22 protein-coding genes and 6 tRNA genes are annotated in these 23,139 nt (G+C 35.2%); 23 read left to right on the top strand and 5 right to left on the bottom strand.

What is annotated here, in order from left to right:
- The first annotated feature begins 16 nt into the window (after nt 1-16).
- The 18 genes from rpsU (at nt 17) to JF259_RS15790 (ending at nt 15,677) form a co-directional block, all read left to right on the top strand.
- Nucleotides 17-211: a 30S ribosomal protein S21 gene (gene rpsU, locus JF259_RS15705; protein ID WP_199116661.1), complete on the top strand. Its 195-nt coding sequence runs from the start codon at nt 17-19 to the stop codon at nt 209-211.
- A gap of 304 nt (nt 212-515) precedes the next feature.
- Nucleotides 516-1,412 carry a tyrosine-type recombinase/integrase gene (locus JF259_RS15710; protein ID WP_199116662.1) on the top strand — a complete coding sequence of 299 codons (897 nt, stop codon included), beginning with the start codon at nt 516-518 and terminating at the stop codon, nt 1,410-1,412.
- A 123-nt stretch (nt 1,413-1,535) separates the two neighbouring features.
- Nucleotides 1,536-1,838, top strand: coding sequence for a ribosome hibernation-promoting factor, HPF/YfiA family (gene hpf, locus JF259_RS15715; protein ID WP_199116663.1), 303 nt, complete (start codon nt 1,536-1,538; stop codon nt 1,836-1,838).
- A gap of 101 nt (nt 1,839-1,939) precedes the next feature.
- Nucleotides 1,940-2,013 (top strand) — tRNA-Thr (locus JF259_RS15720).
- Between the two features lie 140 nt (nt 2,014-2,153).
- Nucleotides 2,154-2,235, top strand: a tRNA-Tyr gene (locus tag JF259_RS15725).
- A 43-nt stretch (nt 2,236-2,278) separates the two neighbouring features.
- Nucleotides 2,279-2,351: transfer RNA gene (locus tag JF259_RS15730), tRNA-Gly, on the top strand.
- Nucleotides 2,352-2,538: 187 nt separating this feature from the next.
- Nucleotides 2,539-2,610 (top strand) — tRNA-Thr (locus tag JF259_RS15735).
- A gap of 63 nt (nt 2,611-2,673) precedes the next feature.
- Nucleotides 2,674-3,861 (top strand): elongation factor Tu, encoded by a 1,188-nt coding sequence (tuf, locus tag JF259_RS15740; protein WP_199116664.1) that lies wholly within the window; start codon nt 2,674-2,676, stop codon nt 3,859-3,861.
- Between the two features lie 62 nt (nt 3,862-3,923).
- Nucleotides 3,924-3,996: transfer RNA gene (locus tag JF259_RS15745), tRNA-Trp, on the top strand.
- Nucleotides 3,997-4,015: 19 nt separating this feature from the next.
- The gene (gene secE, locus JF259_RS15750; RefSeq protein WP_199116665.1) at nt 4,016-4,210 is read left to right on the top strand and encodes a preprotein translocase subunit SecE; all 195 of its coding nucleotides are present in this window, start codon (nt 4,016-4,018) and stop codon (nt 4,208-4,210) included.
- An 18-nt stretch (nt 4,211-4,228) separates the two neighbouring features.
- Nucleotides 4,229-4,783, top strand: coding sequence for a transcription termination/antitermination protein NusG (gene nusG / locus JF259_RS15755; protein WP_199116666.1), 555 nt, complete (start codon nt 4,229-4,231; stop codon nt 4,781-4,783).
- 75 nt (nt 4,784-4,858) lie between these two features.
- Nucleotides 4,859-5,296 (top strand): 50S ribosomal protein L11, encoded by a 438-nt coding sequence (gene rplK / locus JF259_RS15760; protein WP_199116667.1) that lies wholly within the window; start codon nt 4,859-4,861, stop codon nt 5,294-5,296.
- A gap of 20 nt (nt 5,297-5,316) precedes the next feature.
- Nucleotides 5,317-6,006 carry a 50S ribosomal protein L1 gene (gene rplA, locus JF259_RS15765; RefSeq protein ID WP_199116668.1) on the top strand — a complete coding sequence of 230 codons (690 nt, stop codon included), beginning with the start codon at nt 5,317-5,319 and terminating at the stop codon, nt 6,004-6,006.
- 19 nt (nt 6,007-6,025) lie between these two features.
- The gene (gene rplJ / locus JF259_RS15770) at nt 6,026-6,547 is read left to right on the top strand and encodes a 50S ribosomal protein L10 (RefSeq protein WP_199116669.1); all 522 of its coding nucleotides are present in this window, start codon (nt 6,026-6,028) and stop codon (nt 6,545-6,547) included.
- Nucleotides 6,548-6,612: 65 nt separating this feature from the next.
- The gene (rplL, locus tag JF259_RS15775) at nt 6,613-6,987 is read left to right on the top strand and encodes a 50S ribosomal protein L7/L12 (RefSeq protein ID WP_199116670.1); all 375 of its coding nucleotides are present in this window, start codon (nt 6,613-6,615) and stop codon (nt 6,985-6,987) included.
- Between the two features lie 125 nt (nt 6,988-7,112).
- Nucleotides 7,113-10,925, top strand: a complete 3,813-nt coding sequence (rpoB, locus tag JF259_RS15780; RefSeq protein WP_199116684.1) for a DNA-directed RNA polymerase subunit beta — start codon at nt 7,113-7,115, stop codon at nt 10,923-10,925.
- 79 nt (nt 10,926-11,004) lie between these two features.
- Nucleotides 11,005-15,306 carry a DNA-directed RNA polymerase subunit beta' gene (rpoC, locus tag JF259_RS15785; protein ID WP_199116671.1) on the top strand — a complete coding sequence of 1,434 codons (4,302 nt, stop codon included), beginning with the start codon at nt 11,005-11,007 and terminating at the stop codon, nt 15,304-15,306.
- A gap of 53 nt (nt 15,307-15,359) precedes the next feature.
- Nucleotides 15,360-15,677 (top strand): DUF3467 domain-containing protein, encoded by a 318-nt coding sequence (locus JF259_RS15790; RefSeq protein WP_199116672.1) that lies wholly within the window; start codon nt 15,360-15,362, stop codon nt 15,675-15,677.
- 243 nt (nt 15,678-15,920) lie between these two features.
- Here JF259_RS15790 and JF259_RS15795 read toward each other — a convergent pair whose 3' ends face one another.
- Entirely contained in the window at nt 15,921-16,154 is a 234-nt protein-coding gene (locus tag JF259_RS15795) for a (4Fe-4S)-binding protein (RefSeq protein WP_199116673.1), read from the bottom strand.
- Nucleotides 16,155-16,312: 158 nt separating this feature from the next.
- Nucleotides 16,313-17,902, bottom strand: coding sequence for a peptide chain release factor 3 (locus JF259_RS15800; protein WP_199116674.1), 1,590 nt, complete (start codon nt 17,900-17,902; stop codon nt 16,313-16,315).
- A 129-nt stretch (nt 17,903-18,031) separates the two neighbouring features.
- On the opposite strand from JF259_RS15800, the gene idi reads away from it, so the two are divergent.
- From idi to JF259_RS15815, 3 genes are all read left to right on the top strand, one after another.
- Complete coding sequence (gene idi, locus JF259_RS15805; protein WP_199116675.1) at nt 18,032-18,553, top strand: isopentenyl-diphosphate Delta-isomerase; 522 nt, start codon at nt 18,032-18,034, stop codon at nt 18,551-18,553.
- A 1-nt stretch (nt 18,554) separates the two neighbouring features.
- Complete coding sequence (locus tag JF259_RS15810) at nt 18,555-18,965, top strand: 6-pyruvoyl trahydropterin synthase family protein (protein WP_199116676.1); 411 nt, start codon at nt 18,555-18,557, stop codon at nt 18,963-18,965.
- A 198-nt stretch (nt 18,966-19,163) separates the two neighbouring features.
- Nucleotides 19,164-20,135, top strand: coding sequence for a type I phosphomannose isomerase catalytic subunit (locus tag JF259_RS15815; RefSeq protein WP_199116677.1), 972 nt, complete (start codon nt 19,164-19,166; stop codon nt 20,133-20,135).
- A gap of 33 nt (nt 20,136-20,168) precedes the next feature.
- Here the strand turns inward: JF259_RS15815 and JF259_RS15820 are convergent, their stop codons facing one another.
- Complete coding sequence (locus tag JF259_RS15820; protein WP_199116678.1) at nt 20,169-20,540, bottom strand: hypothetical protein; 372 nt, start codon at nt 20,538-20,540, stop codon at nt 20,169-20,171.
- A 447-nt stretch (nt 20,541-20,987) separates the two neighbouring features.
- Between JF259_RS15820 and JF259_RS15825 the strand changes: the two genes are divergently transcribed.
- Nucleotides 20,988-21,257, top strand: coding sequence for a hypothetical protein (locus JF259_RS15825; protein WP_199116679.1), 270 nt, complete (start codon nt 20,988-20,990; stop codon nt 21,255-21,257).
- Nucleotides 21,258-21,319: 62 nt separating this feature from the next.
- Nucleotides 21,320-21,393 (top strand) — tRNA-Thr (locus tag JF259_RS15830).
- 114 nt (nt 21,394-21,507) lie between these two features.
- On the opposite strand, the gene JF259_RS15835 is transcribed toward JF259_RS15830, so the two are convergent.
- Nucleotides 21,508-22,200 carry a DUF4369 domain-containing protein gene (locus JF259_RS15835; protein ID WP_199116680.1) on the bottom strand — a complete coding sequence of 231 codons (693 nt, stop codon included), beginning with the start codon at nt 22,198-22,200 and terminating at the stop codon, nt 21,508-21,510.
- Nucleotides 22,201-22,248: 48 nt separating this feature from the next.
- On the bottom strand, nt 22,249-23,139 hold an 891-nt coding region (locus JF259_RS15840; RefSeq protein WP_199116681.1), incomplete at its 5' end, for a DUF819 family protein.

Here is a 23,139-nt window from a genome sequence, read left to right on the forward strand (position 1 = left end):
AGGAGGTTAAGACACTATGTTAATAATACCAATTAAAGAAGGAGAAAATATAGATAGAGCGCTAAAGCGTTTTAAACGTAAGTTTGATAAAACTGGTGTGAAACGTCAGTTGCAAACGCGTAAGCAATTTACAAAGCCATCTGTTGAGCGTAGGGCACAAATCCAAAAAGCGCAATACATTCAGACATTAAGAGATGCAGAAGACATATAATATAGTCGTTTCTGTATTTTATAGAATAGATTCCCGCAATTAGCGGGAATTTTTTTTGTGATTAATTTAAAACTCAATAAAACTTTGTACTTTTAGAGACTGTTTAAAATTCGTTTTTGAAATTTGTTATAGGTCATTTTTTTTGCCAATTAAGGCTTTAAAACCGGAGTTTAGCAGCGCTAAATGAGGATTTTCATAACGAAAAGTGGTGAAAAAAGGGGCATAACAAAACCAAAAGGTGGAATTTAAACAGTCTCTTAATGTTATTCCAAATTTAGTAATTTGTCTATCTAATTAATATAGTATGTCTTTTAAGTCTTTTACAGATTATTTGTTACTTGAAAAAAACTACTCAACTTTAACTGTAAAAGCGTATCTAAATGACTTGGAAGATTTTGCCGAATTCGTTTTTAATGAATACGAAATGAAGGAGGTGCAACATGTTAATTATTCTCAAATAAGAACTTGGATCGTGTCATTGGTTGAAAGCTGTCTTTCAAATAGAAGTATTAACAGAAAGGTGTCTGCTCTTAATACATATTATAAGTTCCTTTTAAAAACAGACACTATTAAGTTGAACCCTTTGTCAAAGCACAAGGCTTTAAAAACAAGTAAAAAGGTGCAGGTGCCTTTTTCAGAATCAGAGATAACGACCGTTTTAGATGGTTTTGTAGATGAAGATGATTTTGAAAGCATGCGTAATAAATTAATTGTAGAATTATTTTATTCCACCGGAATCCGTCGTATTGAATTAATACAGTTACAATTAACTAATATCGATTTAGACAATAAATCGTTAAAGGTTTTGGGAAAGAGAAATAAAGAGCGTATTGTACCGTTATTAGAAACAGTTCAGCAAACGATCCGTAAATATTTAAAATTGAGACAAGGATTGAATTCTATTTTGGATGCCGACTATTTGTTTGTTACAAAAAAGGGCGTAAAAATATATGAAACACTTGTGTACAGAATAATAAATGATTATTTTAGTAAAGCATCTTCAAAGGTGAAAAAGAGTCCACATATATTAAGGCACTCTTTTGCAACACATTTGCTTAATCAAGGTGCCGATTTAAATGCAGTTAAAGAGCTTTTAGGGCATGCAAGTTTAGCAGCAACACAAGTATATACGCACAATAGTATTGCTGAGCTCAAAAAAGTATATGTAAACTCGCATCCAAGGAGTAAAAAAAGAGAGTAAATTGCCTCATGGTATGCTCACAAGTCATTAGTATAGAAGAAGTATTTTGATTTAGAGGCAAACGTGATGCATTTGAATTTCTATTAACGAGTAGAAAATTTTGTCTAACCAAAAAACAAGAGTATGAAAGTAAACATGCAATCAGTTAATTTTAATGCAGATCAAAAGCTGATAGATTTTATTCAAAAACGTATGGATAAGTTGGATTTATTTTATGATAAAGTCATCAAATCAGACGTTTACTTAAAAGTTGAAAATACAAGCGATAAAGAGAATAAAATTTTTGAGGCAAGAGTAAGTGTGCCTGGTGATAGTTTTGTGGTAAAAAAACAATGTAAAACCTTTGAAGAAGGGGCAGATATAGCAGCAGCATCTCTAGAAAGGCAGCTAAAAAAGCGAAAAGAGAAATTAAGAGCGCATTTATAGTAAAAAATTCTAAAAAATGTTTTGAATAAAAAAATAAATATATACATTTGCAGTCCGTTAGAAATAGCGGGCTTTTTTTATGTGGAAAAAAGCAAAGAAAAGCCGATATAGCTCAGCTGGCTAGAGCAGCTGATTTGTAATCAGCAGGTCGTGGGTTCGAGTCCCTCTATCGGCTCTTGAAATTTTGAAAAAGTAAGTGTGATAACAATTTATTTGAAGTTAAAAATAACTTTAAAATTAGTGTAGTTTTAATAGCATTTCTTTTTCTTTTTTATAAATACGTTCTTTAAAGAATTGAAAAACAAAAGTTAATTTGGGGAGATACTCAAGCGGCCAACGAGGGCAGACTGTAAATCTGCTGACTATGTCTTCGCAGGTTCGAATCCTGCTCTCCCCACTTTTTAAATTTTGAATTCGTAATTTTGAATTCAAAATGATTTGCGGGAGTAGCTCAGTTGGTAGAGCGTCAGCCTTCCAAGCTGAATGTCGCCGGTTCGAACCCGGTCTCCCGCTCTAAAAAGTTCATTGATTGAAACAGGTTTATTAAAAGTATCCTTGTTTATTAAAAATGATAGGAGTAGGGTGAGAAGTTTATGCTGAGCTTAGTCGAAGTAAAACTGGTATCCCGCTCTAAAAATTTACGAGCTATGAGTTGCGATTTGCGAAGTCGTAAATCAAAATCGGCAATCGTAAATGAAAAGCCGGTGTAGCTCAGGGGTAGAGCGTTTCCTTGGTAAGGAAGAGGTCACGGGTTCAATTCCCGTCATTGGCTCTATTAAAGAAAATAGAATACACTAATATTATTATATAACTAAGATTAAATTATTTTAAAAACATGGCAAAGGCAACTTTCGATCGTTCAAAACCACACTTAAATATTGGTACAATTGGACACGTAGATCACGGTAAAACAACTTTAACTGCTGCTATTACTAAAGTATTAGCTGATGCAGGTTTATCAGAAGCGAGAGATTTTGATCAAATTGATAACGCTCCAGAAGAAAAAGAAAGAGGTATTACAATTAATACATCTCACGTAGAATATCAAACACAGAACCGTCACTATGCTCACGTTGACTGTCCAGGTCACGCGGATTACGTAAAGAACATGGTAACTGGTGCAGCTCAAATGGATGGAGCAATCTTAGTAGTTGCTGCTACTGATGGTCCTATGCCACAAACTCGTGAGCACATCTTATTAGGTCGTCAAGTAGGTATTCCTCGTATCGTTGTTTTCTTAAACAAAGTAGATATGGTTGATGATGAAGAGCTTTTAGAGTTAGTAGATATGGAAGTTAGAGATTTATTAAACTTCTATGAGTACGATGGTGACAATGGTCCTGTAATTTCTGGTTCTGCTTTAGGTGCACTTAACGGTGAACAAAAATGGGTGGATACTGTAATGGAATTAATGGATGCATGTGATAGCTGGATTGAAGAGCCTGTTCGTGATATGGATAAGCCTTTCTTAATGCCAATCGAAGATGTATTCTCTATTACTGGTCGTGGTACTGTTGCAACTGGTAGAATTGAAACTGGTGTTGCTAACACTGGAGATCCTGTAGAAATTATTGGTATGGGAGCTGAGAAATTAACATCTACTATTACTGGTATCGAAATGTTCCGTCAAATATTAGATAGAGGTGAAGCTGGTGATAATGCTGGTATCTTATTAAGAGGTATTGAGAAAACTCAAATCTCAAGAGGTATGGTAATTACTAAGCCAGGTTCTGTAACACCACACAAAAACTTCAAAGCTGAGGTTTATATCTTGAAAAAAGAAGAAGGTGGTCGTCACACGCCTTTCCATAACAACTACCGTCCACAGTTCTACGTACGTACAACTGACGTAACAGGAAACATTTCGCTTCCTGATGGTGTTGAAATGGTTATGCCTGGTGATAACTTAACAATTACTGTAGACTTAATCCAGCCAATCGCAATGAATGTTGGTTTACGTTTCGCGATCCGTGAGGGTGGTAGAACAGTAGGAGCAGGTCAGGTAACTGAAATTTTAGACTAAATTAAGTTTAATGATATAGCTTAAGGTATCCCGTTTATCGGGATGCCTTTTGACTTATATTTACGGGTTTAGCTCAGTTGGTAGAGCACTGGTCTCCAAAACCAGGTGTCGTGAGTTCGAGTCTCGCAACCCGTGCAAATTAAGAACAAAAAGAATGGCAGGAATTGTAAATTATATAAAAGAATCTTTTGGAGAGCTAAAGAACAATGTTACTTGGCCTACATTGGCAGAAGGACAAAGCTTAACTGTTTTAGTTGCTGTTTTTTCAATTATATTTTCTCTTGCTATATGGGGTGTCGATTCTGTCTTCAGCAAAGTCATAGCATTTTACTTTGAGTGGATTAACTAACAGTTAAAAAAGGGTTTTATGTCTGAGGAAAGTGGAAAAAAATGGTATGTTGTTCGAGCTGTAAGTGGTCAAGAACATAAAATTAAGACATATATAGAGAATGAAATTGCTCGTTTAGGTCTTCAAGATTATGTAGATCAAGTATTGGTTCCAACAGAGAAAGTGATTCAAATTCGCAATGGCAAGAAAATAAGCAAAGAGAAAGTTTATTTTCCTGGCTATATTATGATTCAAGCCAATTTAACTGGTGAAGTACCTCATATTATCCGTTCTGTAACGAACGTAATAGGTTTCTTAGGAGAGACTAAAGGGGGAGATCCGGTGCCGTTAAGACAGTCTGAAGTTAACAGAATGTTGGGTAAAGTAGATGAGTTGTCCGTAGAAGAAACTACAAACGTGGCAATACCATTTACTAAAGGAGAAACAGTTAAAGTTATTGATGGGCCATTTAATGGGTTCGATGGTACTATTGAAAATATAAATGAAGAAAAGCGTAAGCTTGAAGTAATGGTGAAGATTTTTGGAAGAAAAACACCATTGGAATTAAGTTATATGCAGGTTGAAAAAGTATAATAATTGTTACACTATATAAATGATGCGTTTTAAAGCTTCCAAAAAAATAAAGCGTGTCAAACTAAATTATTAAAAATGGCAAAAGAATTAGGTAAAGTAGTTAAGTTACAAGTTCGGGGAGGTGCAGCGAATCCGTCGCCACCGGTTGGACCCGCTTTAGGTGCTGCTGGAGTTAACATTATGGAGTTTTGTAAGCAATTTAATGCTAGAACTCAAGATAAAGCTGGTAAAGTATTACCAGTGGTTATCTCTGTTTACAAAGACAAGTCATTTGACTTTGTAATTAAGACTCCTCCAGCTGCAGTACAATTATTAGAAGCGGCCAAGTTGAAGAAAGGTTCAGGAGAACCAAACCGAAAAAAAGTAGCTAAAGTTTCATGGGATCAGATCAAAACTATAGCAGAAGATAAAATGCAAGATTTAAATGCGTTTACTATCGAATCTGCTATGAAGATGGTAGCTGGTACTGCAAGGTCTATGGGTATAACCGTGACTGGAAACGCACCAAATTAATCTATTAAAGACATTAAAGAATGGCAAGATTAACAAAAAAGCAAAAAGAGGCTTTAGCAAAAATAGAAAAGGGAAGAATTTATTCTCTGGATGAAGCATCAGCATTAGTAAAAGAGATTACAAATACAAAATTTGATGCATCTGTAGATATCGCAGTGCGTTTAGGTGTTGATCCTAGAAAAGCAAATCAAATGGTAAGAGGCGTAGTGTCACTTCCTCATGGTACTGGTAAAGATATGAAAGTATTGGCATTGGTAACACCAGATAAGGAAGCTGAGGCTAAAGAAGCTGGAGCAGACTACGTAGGTTTAGACGAATATCTTGATAAGATTAAGAACGGATGGACAGACGTTGACGTAATTATTACCATGCCAAGCGTTATGGGTAAATTAGGACCCCTAGGTAGAATATTAGGACCTCGCGGTTTAATGCCTAACCCCAAAACAGGAACGGTAACTATGGATGTTGCTAAAGCGGTTAGTGAAGTAAAAGCTGGTAAAATTGACTTTAAAGTTGATAAAACCGGAATCGTTCACGCAGCCATAGGAAAAGCATCATTCTCTGCTGAGAAAATTGCAGGTAATGCAAATGAATTATTACAAACATTAATTAAATTAAAACCAACTGCTGCTAAAGGTACTTATGTGAAAAGTATTTTCCTTTCAAGTACAATGAGTCCAAGTGTTGCTGTTGATCCTAAAATTGGTTAATTAGTTAAAAACTTTTATTATGACAAGAGAAGAAAAATCACAAGTAATTGAAGAGTTAACTGCAGAATTAGCTAATAATGCAAATATCTATTTAACAGATATTTCAGGATTAAACGCAGGAACTACTTCAGATTTACGTCGTGCTTGTTTTAAAGCAAACGTAAAATTAGCAGTTGTTAAAAATACATTACTTGAAAAAGCAATGGAAGCATCAGACAGAGAATTTGGTGACCTTCCTACAGTTTTAAAAGGTAATACATCTGTGATGTATTCCGAAACAGGTAACGTACCGGCTAAATTAATTAAGACCTTCCGTAAGAAATCTGAAAAGCCTTTGTTAAAAGGAGCATTTATTGAGGAAGCGGTTTATATTGGTGATGACCAGTTAGACATGTTAGTGGATATCAAATCTAAAGAAGAATTGATAGGTGAAATTGTAGGATTACTACAATCTCCTGCTAAAAATGTTATTTCTGCACTTAAATCAGGTGGAGGAACATTAGCTGGTATCATTAAAACACTATCTGAAAAAGAAGGATAGTATTAAATAGTACGCACTTTTATACAATTATATTACAATTAAAAATTTATTAAAACGATAGAAAAATGGCAGATTTAAAAGATTTCGCAGAACAATTAGTTAACTTAACAGTAAAAGAAGTAAATGAGTTAGCTACTATATTAAAAGATGAGTATGGTATCGAGCCTGCTGCTGCTGCTGTAGCAGTTGCTGCTGGTCCTGCTGCTGCTGGTGAAGCTGAAGAAGCTCAAACAGAATTTGATGTAATCTTAAAAGCAGCTGGTGGTTCTAAATTAGCTGTTGTAAAATTAGTTAAAGAATTGACTGGTTTAGGATTAAAAGAAGCTAAAGAATTAGTTGATGGTGCACCTAGCGCAATTAAAGAAGGTGTTTCTAAAGACGAAGCAGAAGGCTTAAAATCATCATTAGAAGAAGCTGGAGCAGAGGTTGAGCTTAAGTAAGCTTAGCAACCAAACAATACAAAGGTTTAGGTCTGAAGATTAATACTTCAAGACCTAAACCATTTTGCGTATATAACAATAATATACGCCAACATTATTTTTTTTAATCAAAATTCCGTCCATTGATGTTATCAACACAAGCTGAAAGATTAAATTTCTCCTCTATTGTAAATAGAACCGAATATCCAGATTTCTTGGACATTCAGATTAAATCCTTCCAGGATTTTTTCCAATTAGAAACTAAATCTGAAGAAAGAGGTGATGAAGGCCTGTATAACACCTTCATGGAAAACTTCCCAATTACTGATTCTCGTAATCAATTTGTTTTAGAGTTTTTAGATTACTTTGTAGACCCACCACGTTACGCGATTGATGAGTGTATAGAAAGAGGTCTAACTTACAGTGTGCCATTAAAGGCAAGGTTAAAGTTATACTGTACAGATCCCGAACATGAGGATTTCGAAACCATTGTTCAGGATGTGTATTTAGGTACGATACCTTACATGACTCCCAGTGGAACATTTGTGATAAATGGAGCAGAGCGTGTTGTTGTATCGCAGTTGCATCGTTCTCCAGGTGTGTTCTTTGGCCAGTCATTCCATGCTAATGGAACAAAATTATATTCGGCAAGGGTAATTCCTTTTAAAGGATCTTGGATTGAATTTGCAACAGATATCAATCAGGTAATGTATGCTTATATCGATAGAAAGAAAAAGTTACCTGTTACCACGTTGTTTAGAGCTATAGGTTTTGAACGTGATAAAGATATTTTAGAGATTTTTGATTTAGCTGAGGAAGTTAAAGTATCAAAATCTGGATTAAAGAAATGTTTAGGAAGAAAGTTAGCAGCACGTGTACTTAACACATGGCATGAGGATTTTGTTGACGAAGACACAGGAGAAGTAGTATCTATCGAGCGTAACGAGATTATTCTTGATCGTGATACTGTTTTAGACAAAGAAAATATTGAAGAAATTATTGAGGCAGATGTGAAAACCATTCTCTTGCATAAAGAAAGTGCAGAGCAAGGCGATTATGCCATTATTCACAATACGCTTCAAAAAGATCCAACAAACTCAGAAAAAGAGGCTGTTGAGCATATCTATAGACAATTACGTAATGCGGAGCCGCCAGATGAGGAAACTGCACGTGGTATTATAGATAAACTATTCTTTAGTGATCAACGCTACTCTCTAGGAGAAGTTGGTCGTTATAGAATGAATAAAAAATTAGGTCTTGATATTGAAATGGATAAGCAAGTGCTTACCAAGGAAGATATTATTACCATTATAAAATATTTAATAGAGCTTATAAACTCTAAAGCTGAGATCGATGATATCGATCACTTATCAAACCGTCGTGTACGTACAGTAGGTGAACAATTATCGCAACAGTTTGGTGTTGGTTTGGCTCGTATGGCACGTACCATTCGTGAGCGTATGAACGTTCGTGACAATGAAGTGTTCACACCAATCGATTTGATCAATGCTAAGACCTTGTCTTCTGTGATCAATTCATTCTTTGGTACAAACCAGTTATCTCAGTTTATGGATCAAACGAATCCATTAGCAGAGATTACACATAAGCGTCGTTTATCGGCTTTAGGCCCAGGTGGTCTATCCCGTGAAAGAGCTGGTTTTGAGGTACGTGACGTACATTATACACATTATGGTCGCTTATGTCCTATTGAAACGCCTGAAGGACCGAATATTGGATTAATTTCATCACTTTCAGTGTATGCTAAGGTGAACTCTATGGGATTCATAGAAACACCATACCGCCCTGTTGAAAATGGTGTGGTAGACATTAAAGGTGATCCAGTATACTTGAGTGCAGAAGAGGAAGAAGAAAAATTAATTGCACAGGCAACCGTAAAAGTTGATGAGGAAGGGAAAATATTGCATGACAAGGTTATTGCCAGAATGGAAGGTGATTTCCCGGTTATCGAACCAACGTCCATTCATTATACTGATGTAGCACCTAATCAAATTTCATCTATCTCTGCATCGTTAATTCCTTTCTTAGAGCATGATGATGCAAACCGTGCGTTAATGGGATCTAACATGATGCGTCAGGCAGTTCCATTATTACGTCCTGAAGCACCGATTGTAGGTACAGGATTAGAGCGTCAGGTAGCATCAGATTCGCGTGTATTAGTTAATGCCGAAGGAAACGGTGTTGTAGAATATGTTGATTCTAGGGAAATTAGAATTAGATACGATCGTACCGAAGATGAAGCTAAGGTAAGTTTTGATAGCGACCTAAAAATATATCAATTAGTTAAGTTCAGAAAGACAAACCAAGGAACTTCTATTAACTTAAAGCCGATTGTTGAAAAAGGCGATAAAGTTTATAAAGGACAAGTGCTTTGTGAAGGCTATGCAACCCAAAAAGGAGAATTGGCCTTAGGTAGAAATATGAAGGTAGCATTTATGCCTTGGAAAGGATATAACTTTGAGGATGCAATTGTAATTTCTGAAAAAGTAGTTCGCGAAGACATTTTTACATCTATTCATATCGATGAATATTCTTTAGAAGTGCGAGATACAAAATTAGGTAATGAAGAGTTAACAAACGACATTCCTAACGTTTCTGAAGAAGCAACCAAAGAGTTAGACGAGAATGGAATGATTCGCGTTGGAGCAGAAGTAAAACCAGGAGATATTCTTATTGGTAAGATTACACCAAAAGGAGAAAGCGATCCAACACCTGAGGAAAAATTATTGCGTGCAATATTTGGAGACAAAGCAGGTGATGTAAAAGATGCTTCATTAAAAGCTTCACCATCTTTAAATGGTGTTGTTATTGAAAAGAAATTGTTCTCACGTGCTGTAAAAGATAAGCGTAAGAGAGCACAAGATAAAGATGATATCTTAGCGTTAGAAGCACAATACGATAGAAAGTTTGATGATTTAAAAGATGTTTTAATCGAAAAGCTATTCGCTATCGTAAATGGAAAAACTGCTCAAGGTATTTACAATGATTTAGGAGAAGAGGTATTGCCAAAAGGCAAGAAGTTTACACTTAAGATGTTAAATGCTGTCGATGATTATGCGCATTTAGTATCTGGAAAATGGACAACCGATGATCACACAAATCAACTTGTAGCGGATTTAATTCATAATTATAAGATTAAAGAAAACGATTTACAAGGTGCTTTAAGACGTGAAAAGTTCACTATTTCGGTAGGGGATGAATTACCATCTGGAATCATTAAACTTGCCAAAGTTTATATAGCCAAAAAACGTAAACTTAAAGTAGGTGATAAAATGGCGGGTCGTCACGGTAACAAAGGTATTGTTGCACGTATTGTTCGTCAGGAAGATATGCCGTTCCTTGAAGATGGAACACCGGTAGATATCGTTCTAAACCCACTTGGTGTACCATCTCGTATGAACATTGGTCAGATTTATGAAACTGTTTTAGGTTGGGCAGGTCAAAAATTACATCGTACCTTTGCAACACCTATCTTTGATGGTGCTACCATAGACCAAATTAACGAATTAACAGACGAAGCTGCAATTCCTAGATATGGTCATACCCACTTATACGACGGAGGAACAGGAGAGCGTTTCGATCAGCCAGCAACAGTTGGTGTTATCTATATGTTGAAATTAGGACATATGGTTGATGACAAAATGCACGCACGTTCCATTGGACCTTACTCATTAATTACGCAACAACCACTAGGAGGTAAAGCACAATTTGGTGGTCAGCGTTTTGGTGAGATGGAAGTTTGGGCACTTGAGGCGTATGGAGCTTCAAGTACGCTTAGGGAAATTTTAACTGTAAAATCTGATGATGTTATTGGACGTGCCAAAACATACGAAAGTATTGTTAAAGGTGAGCCAATGCCAGATCCAGGGTTACCAGAGTCATTCAATGTATTAATGCATGAATTAAAAGGTCTTGGATTAGACATACGATTAGAGGAGTAAAAAATAGTTGACAGTGACAGTGTCCAGTTGATAGTTTATGTTAACTGAACACTGAGACTGAGACTGAAAACTTAAGAAAATGGCAAGAAAACAAGATAAGAATACAGTAAAGAGATTTAATAAAATCTCCATAGGTTTAGCATCACCTGAGTCTATTTTGGCTGAGTCTAAAGGTGAGGTTTTAAAACCTGAAACTATCAACTATCGAACTCATAAACCAGAAAGAGATGGTTTGTTCTGTGAGCGTATTTTTGGTCCTGTAAAGGATTATGAGTGTGCCTGTGGAAAATATAAGCGTATACGTTACAAAGGCATTGTATGTGATCGATGTGGAGTAGAAGTAACCGAGAAGAAAGTACGTCGTGATCGTGTTGGTCATATTAATTTGGTGGTGCCTGTTGCACACATTTGGTATTTCCGTTCGTTACCAAACAAGATTGGTTACATTTTAGGTTTGCCATCTAAAAAACTGGATATGATTATTTACTACGAACGTTATGTAGTAATTCAACCGGGTATAGCTAAAAATGAAGAAGGAGAACCGTTGCAAAAAATGGATTTCCTTACAGAAGAAGAGTATTTAAATATTTTAGATGCACTTCCTCAGGATAATCAATATTTAGACGATAATGATCCTAATAAGTTCCTTGCAAAGATGGGAGCTGAATGTTTAATTGAATTATTATCTAGAATAGACCTAGAGTCCTTATCATACGAATTACGTCATAAGGCAAATACTGAAACATCAAAACAACGTAAAACTGAAGCTTTAAAACGTTTGCAGGTAGTTGAAGCTTTACGTGAGTCTAACAATAACCGTGAGAACCGTCCAGAATGGATGATTATGAAGGTTGTTCCAGTTATTCCACCAGAATTACGTCCGTTGGTACCATTAGATGGTGGTCGTTTTGCAACATCAGATTTGAATGATTTATACCGTCGTGTAATTATAAGAAACAATCGTTTAAAGCGACTTGTAGAGATTAAAGCTCCAGAAGTTATTTTGCGTAATGAAAAGCGTATGCTACAGGAATCTGTAGATTCGTTATTCGATAATACACGTAAATCGTCTGCAGTTAAAACAGATTCTAACAGGCCTTTAAAATCACTATCAGATTCACTTAAGGGTAAGCAAGGTCGTTTCCGTCAAAATTTATTAGGTAAGCGTGTTGATTATTCTGCACGTTCGGTAATTGTCGTTGGACCAGAATTAAAATTATACGAATGTGGATTGCCAAAAAATATGGCTGCAGAATTATACAAGCCTTTCGTAATTAGAAAATTAATTGAAAGAGGTATTGTAAAGACTGTAAAATCTGCAAAGAAAATTATAGATAAAAGAGAGCCAGTGGTTTGGGATATTTTGGAAAACGTTCTTAAAGGACATCCAGTATTACTAAACCGTGCGCCTACATTACACAGATTGGGTATACAAGCATTCCAGCCAAAACTAATTGAAGGGAAAGCTATTCAATTACACCCATTAGTATGTACGGCCTTCAACGCGGATTTTGATGGTGACCAAATGGCGGTTCACTTACCGTTAGGACCAGAGGCTATTTTGGAATGTCAATTATTAATGTTGGCATCTCACAATATTTTAAACCCGGCCAACGGATCACCGGTAACAGTACCTTCTCAAGATATGGTACTGGGGCTTTATTATATGACCAAACTGCGTAAATCCACACCAGAGCTTGCTGTTAAAGGAGAAGGTTTGGTTTTCTATTCACCAGAAGAAGTTGTTATTGCTTTTAACGAAAAGCGTGTAGATTTAAATGCTTCTGTCAAGGTAAGAACATTAGATATTAATGAAGAAGGAAAACTAGCGCCGACAATTATTGATACTACAGTAGGTCGTGTGTTATTTAATCAAAAAGTACCGCAAGCTGCCGGATTTATTAATGAGGTATTAACAAAGAAATCGCTGAGAGATATTATCGGCAGAATTCTTAAGTTTACTTCAGTACCAGAAACGGCTGATTTCCTTGACGAAATTAGAACATTAGGGTTTAATTTTGCATTTAAAGGAGGATTGTCATTTAGTTTAGGTGATATTATTATTCCGCCGGAAAAACAAGGCATGATAGATAAGGCCAATGGTTTAGTTGATGGGATTACTGGCAACTATAATATGGGACTTATTACCAACAACGAGCGTTATAATCAGGTTATTGATATTTGGACATCAACGAATGCTGAATTGACCGAGTTGTCTATGAAGCGTATTCGTGAAGACCAACAAGGATTTAACTCGGTGTTTATGATGCTTGATTCTGGAGCACGTGGATCGAAAGAACAGATTCGTCAGCTTACAGGTATGCGTGGTTTGATGGCAAAACCTAAAAAATCGAATGCTGGTGGTGGAGAGATTATCGAAAACCCGATTCTTTCTAACTTTAAGGAAGGGCTTTCCATTTTAGAATACTTTATCTCTACACACGGTGCGCGTAAAGGTCTTGCAGATACCGCTCTTAAAACAGCTGATGCAGGTTATTTAACACGTCGTTTGGTAGACGTATCTCAAGACGTTATCATTAATAGTGATGATTGTGGTACGCTAAGAGGTGTTGAAGTTGAACCATTAAAGAAAAATGACGAGGTAGTAGAAACTTTAGAAGAAAGAATTGTTGGACGTGTTTCTTTAAATGATGTATACCATCCACTTACAGATGAGTTGTTAGTTGCTTCTGGACAATTAATTGAAGATGATATAGCTAAAGCTATTGGTGAATCTCCAATAGAAACTTTAGAGGTACGTTCGCCATTAAGTTGTGAGGCTCTTCAAGGTATTTGTGCTAAATGTTACGGTCGTAATTTAGCTACTGGTAAGATGGTGCAAATGGGAGAAGCTGTAGGTGTTGTAGCTGCGCAATCTATTGGAGAACCAGGTACACAGTTAACACTTCGTACATTCCACGTAGGGGGTATTGCAGGTAACATTTCTGAGGAGAATAAATTAGCAGTTAAGTTCAACGGTATTGCCGAAATAGAAGACTTAAAGACTGTTAAGGGACAAGATAGTGAAGGAAATGAGATAGATGTTGTAATTTCCCGTACCTCAGAACTTAAACTTACAGACAAGAAAACAGGTATTACTTTAAGTACCAATAACATTCCTTATGGTTCGACTTTATACATTAAAAATGGAGCTGAATTAAGTAAAGGAGATGTTGTTTGTTCTTGGGATCCATATAATGGTGTAATTATTTCAGAATTTGCTGGTAAAGTAAAATATGAAAATATAGAGCAAGGTGTTACGTATCAAGTAGAAATTGATGAGCAAACAGGATTCCAAGAGAAGGTAATCTCTGAATCTAGAAATAAAAAACTTATACCAACACTCCATATTGAAGACGCTAGCGGTGATACTATACGTTCATACAACTTACCTGTGGGAGCACACTTAATGATTGATGATGGTGATAAGATTACTGTAGGGAAGATTTTGGTTAAGATACCACGTAAGTCTGCTAAAGCGGGCGATATTACGGGAGGTTTACCACGTGTAACAGAGTTGTTTGAAGCACGTAACCCTTCTAACCCAGCAGTTGTAAGTGAAATTGATGGTGTTGTATCTTTCGGAAAGATTAAGCGTGGTAACCGTGAAATTATCGTAGAATCTAAATTAGGTGAAATTAAAAAGTACTTGGTTAAATTATCAAATCAAATTCTTGTACAAGAAAATGATTATGTTAAAGCGGGTATGCCTTTATCTGATGGATCGATTACACCTAATGACATCTTAAATATTAAAGGACCTTCAGCGGTTCAGCAGTATTTGGTGAATGAAGTACAAGAAGTATATCGTTTACAAGGTGTTAAGATTAATGACAAGCACTTTGAGGTTGTTGTTAGGCAAATGATGCGTAAAGTTCGTATTATTGATTCTGGTGATACTATTTTCTTAGAAGATCAATTAGTTCATAAAGCAGATTTCATTAAAGAAAATGATGAAATTTTTGGCATGAAAGTTATCGAAGATGCAGGAGATTCTGCTAAACTCAAAGCAGGTCAGATAATTTCACTAAGAGAATTAAGAGACGAAAACTCGATATTGCGTAGAGAGGATAAGCAATTGGTTGTTGCAAGAGAAGCACAACCGGCAACTGCTACTCCTATATTGCAGGGTATTACGAGAGCGTCACTTCAAACAAAATCATTTATCTCTGCGGCTTCCTTCCAGGAAACTACAAAAGTACTTAATGAGGCAGCAGTAGCAGGTAAAGTAGATCATTTAGAAGGCTTAAAAGAGAATGTTATTGTAGGACACAGAATTCCAGCTGGAACAGGTATGCGTCGTTATAATAATATCATTGTAGGCTCTAAAGAAGAATTTGATGAAATGATGCAAGTAAAGCAAGAGTTAAATTATAATTAGTAATTAACATTCCCGCAATTAGCGGGAATGTTTTTTTATTGTATATTGTAGTTATGGCAGAAGAAAATAATAAACAAAAGCAAGGTCAAATTAACATTGAATTGGATGAAAAGGTAGCCGAAGGGACTTATTCTAATTTGGCTATCATCAATCATTCGGTTTCAGAATTTGTTGTAGACTTTGTAAATATTATGCCAGGAGTACCTAAAAATAAGGTTAAGTCCAGGATTATATTAACGCCTCAGCATGCAAAGCGCTTGTTAAAGGCTTTGGGAGATAATGTAGCTCGATTTGAAAGTGCCCATGGTGAAATTAAGGATTACGAGCAACCACCTATACCTTTGAATTTCGGTCCCACAGGACAGGCATAGTATTAAATGTAGAGCCTAAGAGTTAGGGGCAGGGTTGCTCGAAATACTTCGTTTAGCAACCACCTATACCTTTGAATTTCGGTCCCACAGGACAGGCATAGTATTATGTAGAGCCTAAGAGTTAGGGGTAGGGTTGCTCGAAATACTTCGTTTAGCAACCTATACACTTGAATTTGGACCAATCGGTCAAGCATAAAATAAAAAAGCCCTTTGAAATAATTTCAAAGGGCTTTTTTATTTAGACTAACTAGCCTGTATTTTTTTGTTTAAATGGTATTTTAAAGCACCAGAAGGACAACGTTTAATTTGGTTAATTATGCGTTGGGTTTCTGTATTGTCTAAATTTATCCATGGAATAATTGATTTGCTAAATACATTGGATAGTTCTTTAGCACAAATTCCGGATAGCACACATTTGCAAGGGTCGTAGGTTACAGTAATTTCATCATTACTAAACTCTTTGGCGTTAACTTCCATAACTAATCATTTTGGGGTTACGATTATAATAAAGATAAATGATTATTATAAATAACTCCAATATTATCGATTAAACATAAAAATATCACGGTTACTGCATTGCTTTTTAATGTATTGAGCAAGTGAAAGCTAGCTAATGAAGATTAATTTTAAAATTATTAATTAAATTCAGAAGTAAAATGAAACTTTATGCTTGGATACTTTTGTTGGGTCATTTGCAAAGAAAAAGGTGAATCAGCTAAAAAGACTAACTGTTCTTGTTTATCCTTAGCTAAGAAGCGTTGTTTTACCCTTACAAATTCATTGTATTCTTCAGGTTTGGATCCATTAGGATCTATCCAACAGGCTTTATAAACATTCAAGTTTTCGTATCTACATTTTGCTCCGTATTCGTGTTCCAAACGGTATTGAATCACTTCATACTGTAAGGCACCAACAGTTCCTATCACTTTTCTACCGTTTAATTCTAGCGTAAACAACTGTGCTACACCTTCATCCATTAATTGGTCAATGCCCTTATAAAGTTGTTTTGACTTTAAAGGATCGGCATTATTGATGTATCTAAAATGCTCTGGTGAAAAACTAGGTATACCCTTGTAATTTATAGCTTCTCCTTCGGTAAGTGTATCACCTATTTTAAAGTTCCCTGTATCGTGAAGCCCAACAATGTCTCCAGGATACGATATATCGACAATTTCCTTTTTTTCAGCAAAAAAGGCATTAGGGCTGGAAAACTTTAGTTTTTTATTATGTCGAACATGTAAGTAAGGTGTATTTCTCTTAAATGTACCAGAAACAATTTTAATAAAAGCCAAGCGATCTCTATGGTTAGGATCCATATTGGCGTGGATTTTAAAAACAAAGCCGCTAAACTTATCTTCATTAGGATTTACAATACGTTCTTCACTTTGTTTTGGCCTTGGTTTTGGTGCAATATCGATAAAACAATCCAGTAGTTCGCGAACACCAAAATTATTTAAGGCAGATCCGAAAAAAACAGGTTGTAGGTCTCCATTTAAATAATCTTCTCTATTAAAGGCTGGGTAGATGCCTTCAACAAGTTCGATTTCCTCCCTTAAGGTCTCTGCGGCGGTATTACCAACAAGCGTGTTAAGTTCTGGCGATTGTAAATCGGATATTTCAATAGTTTCTTCAATATCCTTTCTACTGTCACCACTAAAGAGATTGATGTTCCTTTCCCAAATATTATATATCCCCTTAAACTCATAGCCCATACCTATAGGGAAACTTAAGGGCACGACATTTAAACCAAGTTTTTGCTCAATTTCATCTAAAAGGTCAAAGGCGTCTTTACCTTCCCTATCCATTTTGTTAATAAACACAATCATTGGAATGTTACGCATACGACAAACTTCAACCAATTTCTCTGTTTGTTCCTCAACACCTTTGGCAACATCAATAACAACAATAACACTATCTACAGCCGTTAAGGTTCTAAAGGTATCTTCAGCAAAATCTTTATGCCCAGGCGTATCGAGAATGTTAATCTTTATGCCGTTGTATTCAAAAGCTAAAACCGAAGTGGCAACCGATATACCACGTTGGCGCTCAATCTCCATAAAGTCACTAGTGGCCCCTTTTTTTATTTTATTACTTTTTACGGCACCAGCTTCCTGAATGGCACCTCCAAAAAGAAGTAATTTTTCGGTTAAAGTTGTTTTACCGGCATCTGGATGGGAAATGATTCCAAATGTACGTCTGCGTTGTATTTCTTTTATTAAACTCATAAATAATTGTGCAAATGGGTTGCAAAGATACTATTATTAACTGCAATATATATACAAGAGGATGTGGGTTTTTAAATTTGTATCTAGAATAATGAATTTTAAAAATTAACTTGGTATTTTTGTGTCATTATGGAAGAAGAAAAAGTAATCCTTGTTAACGAGAATAACGAACAAATAGGTTTAATGCCTAAAATGGAAGCTCATGAAAAAGCATTGTTGCATCGTGCTTTTTCCGTATTTGTTTTTAATGATAAAAATGAATTAATGCTGCAGCAACGTGCGTTTAACAAGTACCATTCTCCTGGGCTTTGGACCAACACATGCTGTAGCCATCAACGTGATGGAGAAACTAACATTGAAGCAGGAAGAAGACGTTTACGGGAAGAAATGGGGTTTACTGTAGACTTGACAGAGTCAATTTCCTTTATTTATAAGGCACCTTTTGATAATGGCTTAACCGAACATGAATACGATCATGTTTTGTTGGGAAAGTATAACGGCGCTCCTAAAATAAATTTGGATGAAGTGGCAGCTTGGAAATGGATGCCATTAGAAGAAGTTAAAGCAGATATAGCTTTACATCCCGAACTATATACAGAGTGGTTCAAGGTTATTTTTGATAAGTTCTATACGCACATTAATATTGCTTAAAATGGAAGTAACTGTTAGCAGAAAGGCACATTTTAATGCAGCGCACCGGTTGTATAGAAAAGATTGGAGCGATGAAAAAAACAATACAGTTTTTGGTAAATGCAATAACCCTAGTTTTCATGGTCATAACTATGAGTTGATAGTGAGTGTTACGGGTGAGATTGATCCAGAAACAGGTTATGTTATTGATGTGAAAATTCTAAAAGAAATTATTAAAACAGAGGTGGAGGATGCTTTCGATCATAAGAATTTAAATATAGATGTCTTGGAGTTTAAAAATTTAAACCCAACAGCAGAGAACATAGCTGTTGTAATCTATAACAAAATAAAACCTCAATTAGCATCTCATTTAAAATTAGAGATTACACTTTTTGAAACACCCCGCAATTTTGTAAGCTATTCGGGCAATTAAAAAAGAATAAAATATAAATATGAAATGAGCCATAACAAATCTTGATACCCACCGAGATGATTATTGGCGAATTACATCTGACCTATGAAAAACAATAAAATTTAAACAGATGAAATGAGCCATAACAAATCTTGATATTCACCGAGATGATTATTGGCGAATTACATCTGACCCATGAAAAGCAATAAATATAAACAGATGAAAAATACATTATACCCCATTAAGTTCACACCTATTTTAAAAGATAAAATTTGGGGAGGACAAAAGTTGAAGAACTTGTTAAATAAAGAATCAAACTTGCCCAATATTGGTGAGAGCTGGGAAATAAGTGATGTGGAGGGAGATACATCAGTTGTGTCTAATGGCGGTTTGAAAGGACAATCCTTAAAATACCTTCTAGAGAATTTCAAATCAGATTTAATAGGAGAGAAGAACTATAAACAGTTTGGAAATAAATTTCCTTTGTTGATTAAATTTATCGATGCCAGAGAAGATTTATCGATACAGTTACACCCAAATGATAAACTAGCAGCTGAGCGCCATAATTCTTTTGGGAAAACTGAGATGTGGTATACCATGCAAGCCGATGAAGGAGCTAATCTAATTGTAGGGTTTAATCAAAAAATGACGCGAGAAACGTATTTAAAGCATTTAGAAAGCAAAACGCTTACCGATATCTTGAATTTTGACAAGGTGAAAGCAGGAGATACTTATTTTATAGAAGTTGGAAGGGTACATGCTATAGGAGCAGGAGTTATGGTTGCCGAAATACAGCAAACAAGTGATATTACGTATAGAGTATATGATTGGGATCGTGTTGATGACCAAGGGAACGAGCGAGAGTTACACAACGACTTGGCTATCGATGCTTTTGATTTTGATATGGAAGATAATTTTAGAGTAAACTATTCTAAAACAGAAAACCAATCTAATGAAATGGTTAGTTGTCCTTATTTTACAACAAGTTATTTAGAAGTAACAGAAACGCTTAAAAGAGAAAACGATCACGATTCATTTATGATTTATATTTGTGTTGAGGGCGAAGCAGAAATAAAAACAGAAGCAGCTACTGAGAAGATAAAGAAGGGGGAGACACTGTTAATGCCTGCAGCAATAGAGAATTTTGAAATTAGTGCAGCTAGTGCAAAGTTATTAGAGGTTTACGTATAAAAAAATCCCAAGCGTTATACTCGGGAATTTTATTTAGCAAGCTGTTTTGTTTTGCTGAAAAGTATACTTTTCTAAAGGAAAACCAAATAATGCAGTGCAAATGGTTTCATGACGATTAGAAGCTTTTTTAGCTTTTGTTACCATAATATTTACCAAATATCCGTTAGCATCTTGCTTTACTAATTGAGTTTGTATGGTAAGATTGTCGTTTAAAAATGCGTTTTTATGCATTTTAAATTTGTAGTCGGTAAACTCAGGAATAGCATGTAAATAAAATTCTTTAACGGGCATCAATGCAGCCGCTTTAATTCTATTGTATAATATATTCGGAAGCAAGAACCCGTTTGGATTGCTTACTTTTTTTGTTACTGTAAAAGTTGTGTTTATATGTGTTATCGTGTTCATTGTTTTAAGTTTTAGGGGTATTGAAAAAGATGGATAGGCCTGTAGTTGTAGTACGTGTTAAATAAGACGTAGTAGCAATTGTAAAAACTAATAAAGCGTTGAAGGATGTTAAGTTTGAAGGATTTCATTGTTTTCATGATTTTAAAAATTTAATTGTTAAATAAAAAAAAGGTGCTTTTTTTAAAAAGCACCTTTTCTGTTTATAGTTGTAATATATTTTACATTTATTCAAGATGCATAAAGGGATGTTTAGTTTTAAACATAACAAGAATTGCCGATTTCCACTGTTGCGAAATACGGTTGCAATTTTGTTTATATAAGACCTTTAATACATTCATAGGTGTAAAACTAGGAATTAATTTTTTATTTAGCTAATATTTAAATTAATTATGCCTAATTATATTTAGGATTAATGTAATTTTGTCGCAAATAAAATACAATTTAGTTATGGCAAATAAAAGAGACCTTAAGAAAGACATTAATTATGTATTAGGTGATATTATTGAGGCAGTTTATGTTTGGGAATATACAAATACAGATAAAGATACCAAAGCGAGTTCGGCTATTATAGATGAGGCTATCGAAACTTTTGACGATTTAATTGCTAAGGTTAACAATAGAAGTGTAGAGGATAAAAAGGCTCATTTTAAGGCAATTAATCAGGAACTTGAAGTTAAAGGAAAAGAACTAATTGAAAAGGTTAATAAATTAGGTTAATTTTTTTAGGCAGTTTTTTTGCAAATATTGTTTTTCATTTTATATTTGCGCCCGATTAAAGTGCCGATGTAGCTCAGCTGGCTAGAGCAGCTGATTTGTAATCAGCAGGTCGTGGGTTCGAGTCCCTCCATCGGCTCTAAAAGCAAAAAAGTCCAGTTTTTATTAGCTGGACTTTTTTTATGAAAAAGAAGTATCAAGTCGATAATACTACTAGGTGCCTTTGTCTTTTTATTATTATGGAAAAGTTATCCTATTTACTTTTTATGGCATCAATATAAGATTGCAATTCTTGTCCGTATTTAGAAGCCTTTATTTTGGGAGTTAAAGAGTTGTTAATTGTGTCAAGATAGTTAACTTTAGCATCATAAATTTCTGTAAGTGCTAAATATGGAGCCACTTCACTGTCTTTGTTGTTAATAGCGAAATTTACAGTGTATAAATATTTGCGTTTTGTAAGGTTGTTAAATAAACTGCCAATGTTGTTTATTTTACTGGAATCACCATTTTTCTGAGCTTCTAAGTTTTCTTTTATTAAATCTAGGTTTTTACTGTTTAATCGTGCTATAATCGCTTGGTATTCTTCTAGAGTTTCTTGTTGGCTACATCCTTTAATTTTAGCATCGTAATTAAAGTTTTTTAATGTCGTATTAACTTCTGTGATACCTTTATCGGCAAAAAACACAATGCGGTTGTCTTCATTACTGTTCTTGTCTAAGTACAAAAAGAACACTTCAGGGGATTCTATGGCACTGTGCAATTCAAATGTTGGATCGCCATTAATGTGAAGTGAGTCGATTGTTATAAGTGTGGAATCTTGTATTTTCTTGAGGTATACTGTTCCTTTTTTTAGTCCTTTTATGCTACCCTTAACGGTTAAGTCGTGTTGGGTTTTAGAACATGATGCGATAACGATTACAGCGAAAGCTAATATTAATTTTTTCATCTTCAATCTACTTTTTAAGAACGCAAATATGCTAATAAAAATTGAGAATTATCCGGTTGTTGAAGCTAATTCCATTAAAATGGTACATGCAATTGCGGAAATAGTACCTATGGCATATCCAAATACAGCAAGTAGCACACCTACTGTTGCCAATGAAGGGTGGAAAGCCGAAGCAACGATTGGGGCAGAAGCAGCACCTCCAACATTAGCTTGACTGCCAACAGCTAAGAAAAAATAGGGTGCTTTAATAAGTTTAGCTATTAAAATCAATAGTCCGGCATGAATGCTCATCCAAACAATCCCGATAGCTATTAAGCCTACATTGTCGAAGATGAGTTTTAAATCCATTTTCATACCTATGGATGCTACCAATATGTATATGAATATACTACCAATTTTGCTAGCACCAGTTCCTTCGTAGTTTCTAGCTTTAGTATAGGATAGTAATATGGCAATTATGGTCGCAATACTTATCATCCAAAAGAAACTAGACTCTAGAAATGTGAACATGTTTCTGGTTGTAGCATTTTCGATAGAAGCAATATTTTCGCTAAAGAAGGGAGTAATATAGCCAGAAAACAGGTGTGCTATGCTTACAGCTCCAAAGGCTATGGCAAGCATAATCATATAATCTGTTAATGAAGGATGTTTTTTGATGCCTTCAGTAAATGATGAAACCTTTTCTTTTAAATCTTCAATAGACTTAGTATCTGCTTTTAACCATTTGTTGATCCTTTGTCGTTTTCCGATACCTATCAATAAAATGGCCATCCATATATTGGCCACAATAACTAAGTGTTCATGTGGTCTGTAAGACCAAATAACTAAGTGTTCATGTGGTCTGTAAGACCAAACAAGAACACCGTGTTGACTGAACCGGTTTTGGTCGGTTAGCCTACTATGGGGATTGCCTTGTTTTTTGTGAAGGCTTCTTCGGGA

The sequence above is a fragment of the Snuella sedimenti genome (assembly GCF_016428595.1).
GTDB lineage: Bacteria > Bacteroidota > Bacteroidia > Flavobacteriales > Flavobacteriaceae > Snuella > Snuella sedimenti.

Bases quoted from the DNA above. Each gene is read 5' to 3' on its own strand.
- rpsU (WP_199116661.1), top strand. From the start codon at position 17: ATGTTAATAATACCAATTAAAGAAGGAGAAAATATAGATAGAGCGCTA.
- JF259_RS15710 (WP_199116662.1), top strand. From the start codon at position 516: ATGTCTTTTAAGTCTTTTACAGATTATTTGTTACTTGAAAAAAACTAC.
- hpf (WP_199116663.1), top strand. From the start codon at position 1,536: ATGAAAGTAAACATGCAATCAGTTAATTTTAATGCAGATCAAAAGCTG.
- tuf (WP_199116664.1), top strand. From the start codon at position 2,674: ATGGCAAAGGCAACTTTCGATCGTTCAAAACCACACTTAAATATTGGT.
- secE (WP_199116665.1), top strand. From the start codon at position 4,016: ATGGCAGGAATTGTAAATTATATAAAAGAATCTTTTGGAGAGCTAAAG.
- nusG (WP_199116666.1), top strand. From the start codon at position 4,229: ATGTCTGAGGAAAGTGGAAAAAAATGGTATGTTGTTCGAGCTGTAAGT.
- rplK (WP_199116667.1), top strand. From the start codon at position 4,859: ATGGCAAAAGAATTAGGTAAAGTAGTTAAGTTACAAGTTCGGGGAGGT.
- rplA (WP_199116668.1), top strand. From the start codon at position 5,317: ATGGCAAGATTAACAAAAAAGCAAAAAGAGGCTTTAGCAAAAATAGAA.
- rplJ (WP_199116669.1), top strand. From the start codon at position 6,026: ATGACAAGAGAAGAAAAATCACAAGTAATTGAAGAGTTAACTGCAGAA.
- rplL (WP_199116670.1), top strand. From the start codon at position 6,613: ATGGCAGATTTAAAAGATTTCGCAGAACAATTAGTTAACTTAACAGTA.
- rpoB (WP_199116684.1), top strand. From the start codon at position 7,113: ATGTTATCAACACAAGCTGAAAGATTAAATTTCTCCTCTATTGTAAAT.
- rpoC (WP_199116671.1), top strand. From the start codon at position 11,005: ATGGCAAGAAAACAAGATAAGAATACAGTAAAGAGATTTAATAAAATC.
- JF259_RS15790 (WP_199116672.1), top strand. From the start codon at position 15,360: ATGGCAGAAGAAAATAATAAACAAAAGCAAGGTCAAATTAACATTGAA.
- JF259_RS15795 (WP_199116673.1), bottom strand. From the start codon at position 16,154: ATGGAAGTTAACGCCAAAGAGTTTAGTAATGATGAAATTACTGTAACC.
- JF259_RS15800 (WP_199116674.1), bottom strand. From the start codon at position 17,902: ATGAGTTTAATAAAAGAAATACAACGCAGACGTACATTTGGAATCATT.
- idi (WP_199116675.1), top strand. From the start codon at position 18,032: ATGGAAGAAGAAAAAGTAATCCTTGTTAACGAGAATAACGAACAAATA.
- JF259_RS15810 (WP_199116676.1), top strand. From the start codon at position 18,555: ATGGAAGTAACTGTTAGCAGAAAGGCACATTTTAATGCAGCGCACCGG.
- JF259_RS15815 (WP_199116677.1), top strand. From the start codon at position 19,164: ATGAAAAATACATTATACCCCATTAAGTTCACACCTATTTTAAAAGAT.
- JF259_RS15820 (WP_199116678.1), bottom strand. From the start codon at position 20,540: ATGAACACGATAACACATATAAACACAACTTTTACAGTAACAAAAAAA.
- JF259_RS15825 (WP_199116679.1), top strand. From the start codon at position 20,988: ATGGCAAATAAAAGAGACCTTAAGAAAGACATTAATTATGTATTAGGT.
- JF259_RS15835 (WP_199116680.1), bottom strand. From the start codon at position 22,200: ATGAAAAAATTAATATTAGCTTTCGCTGTAATCGTTATCGCATCATGT.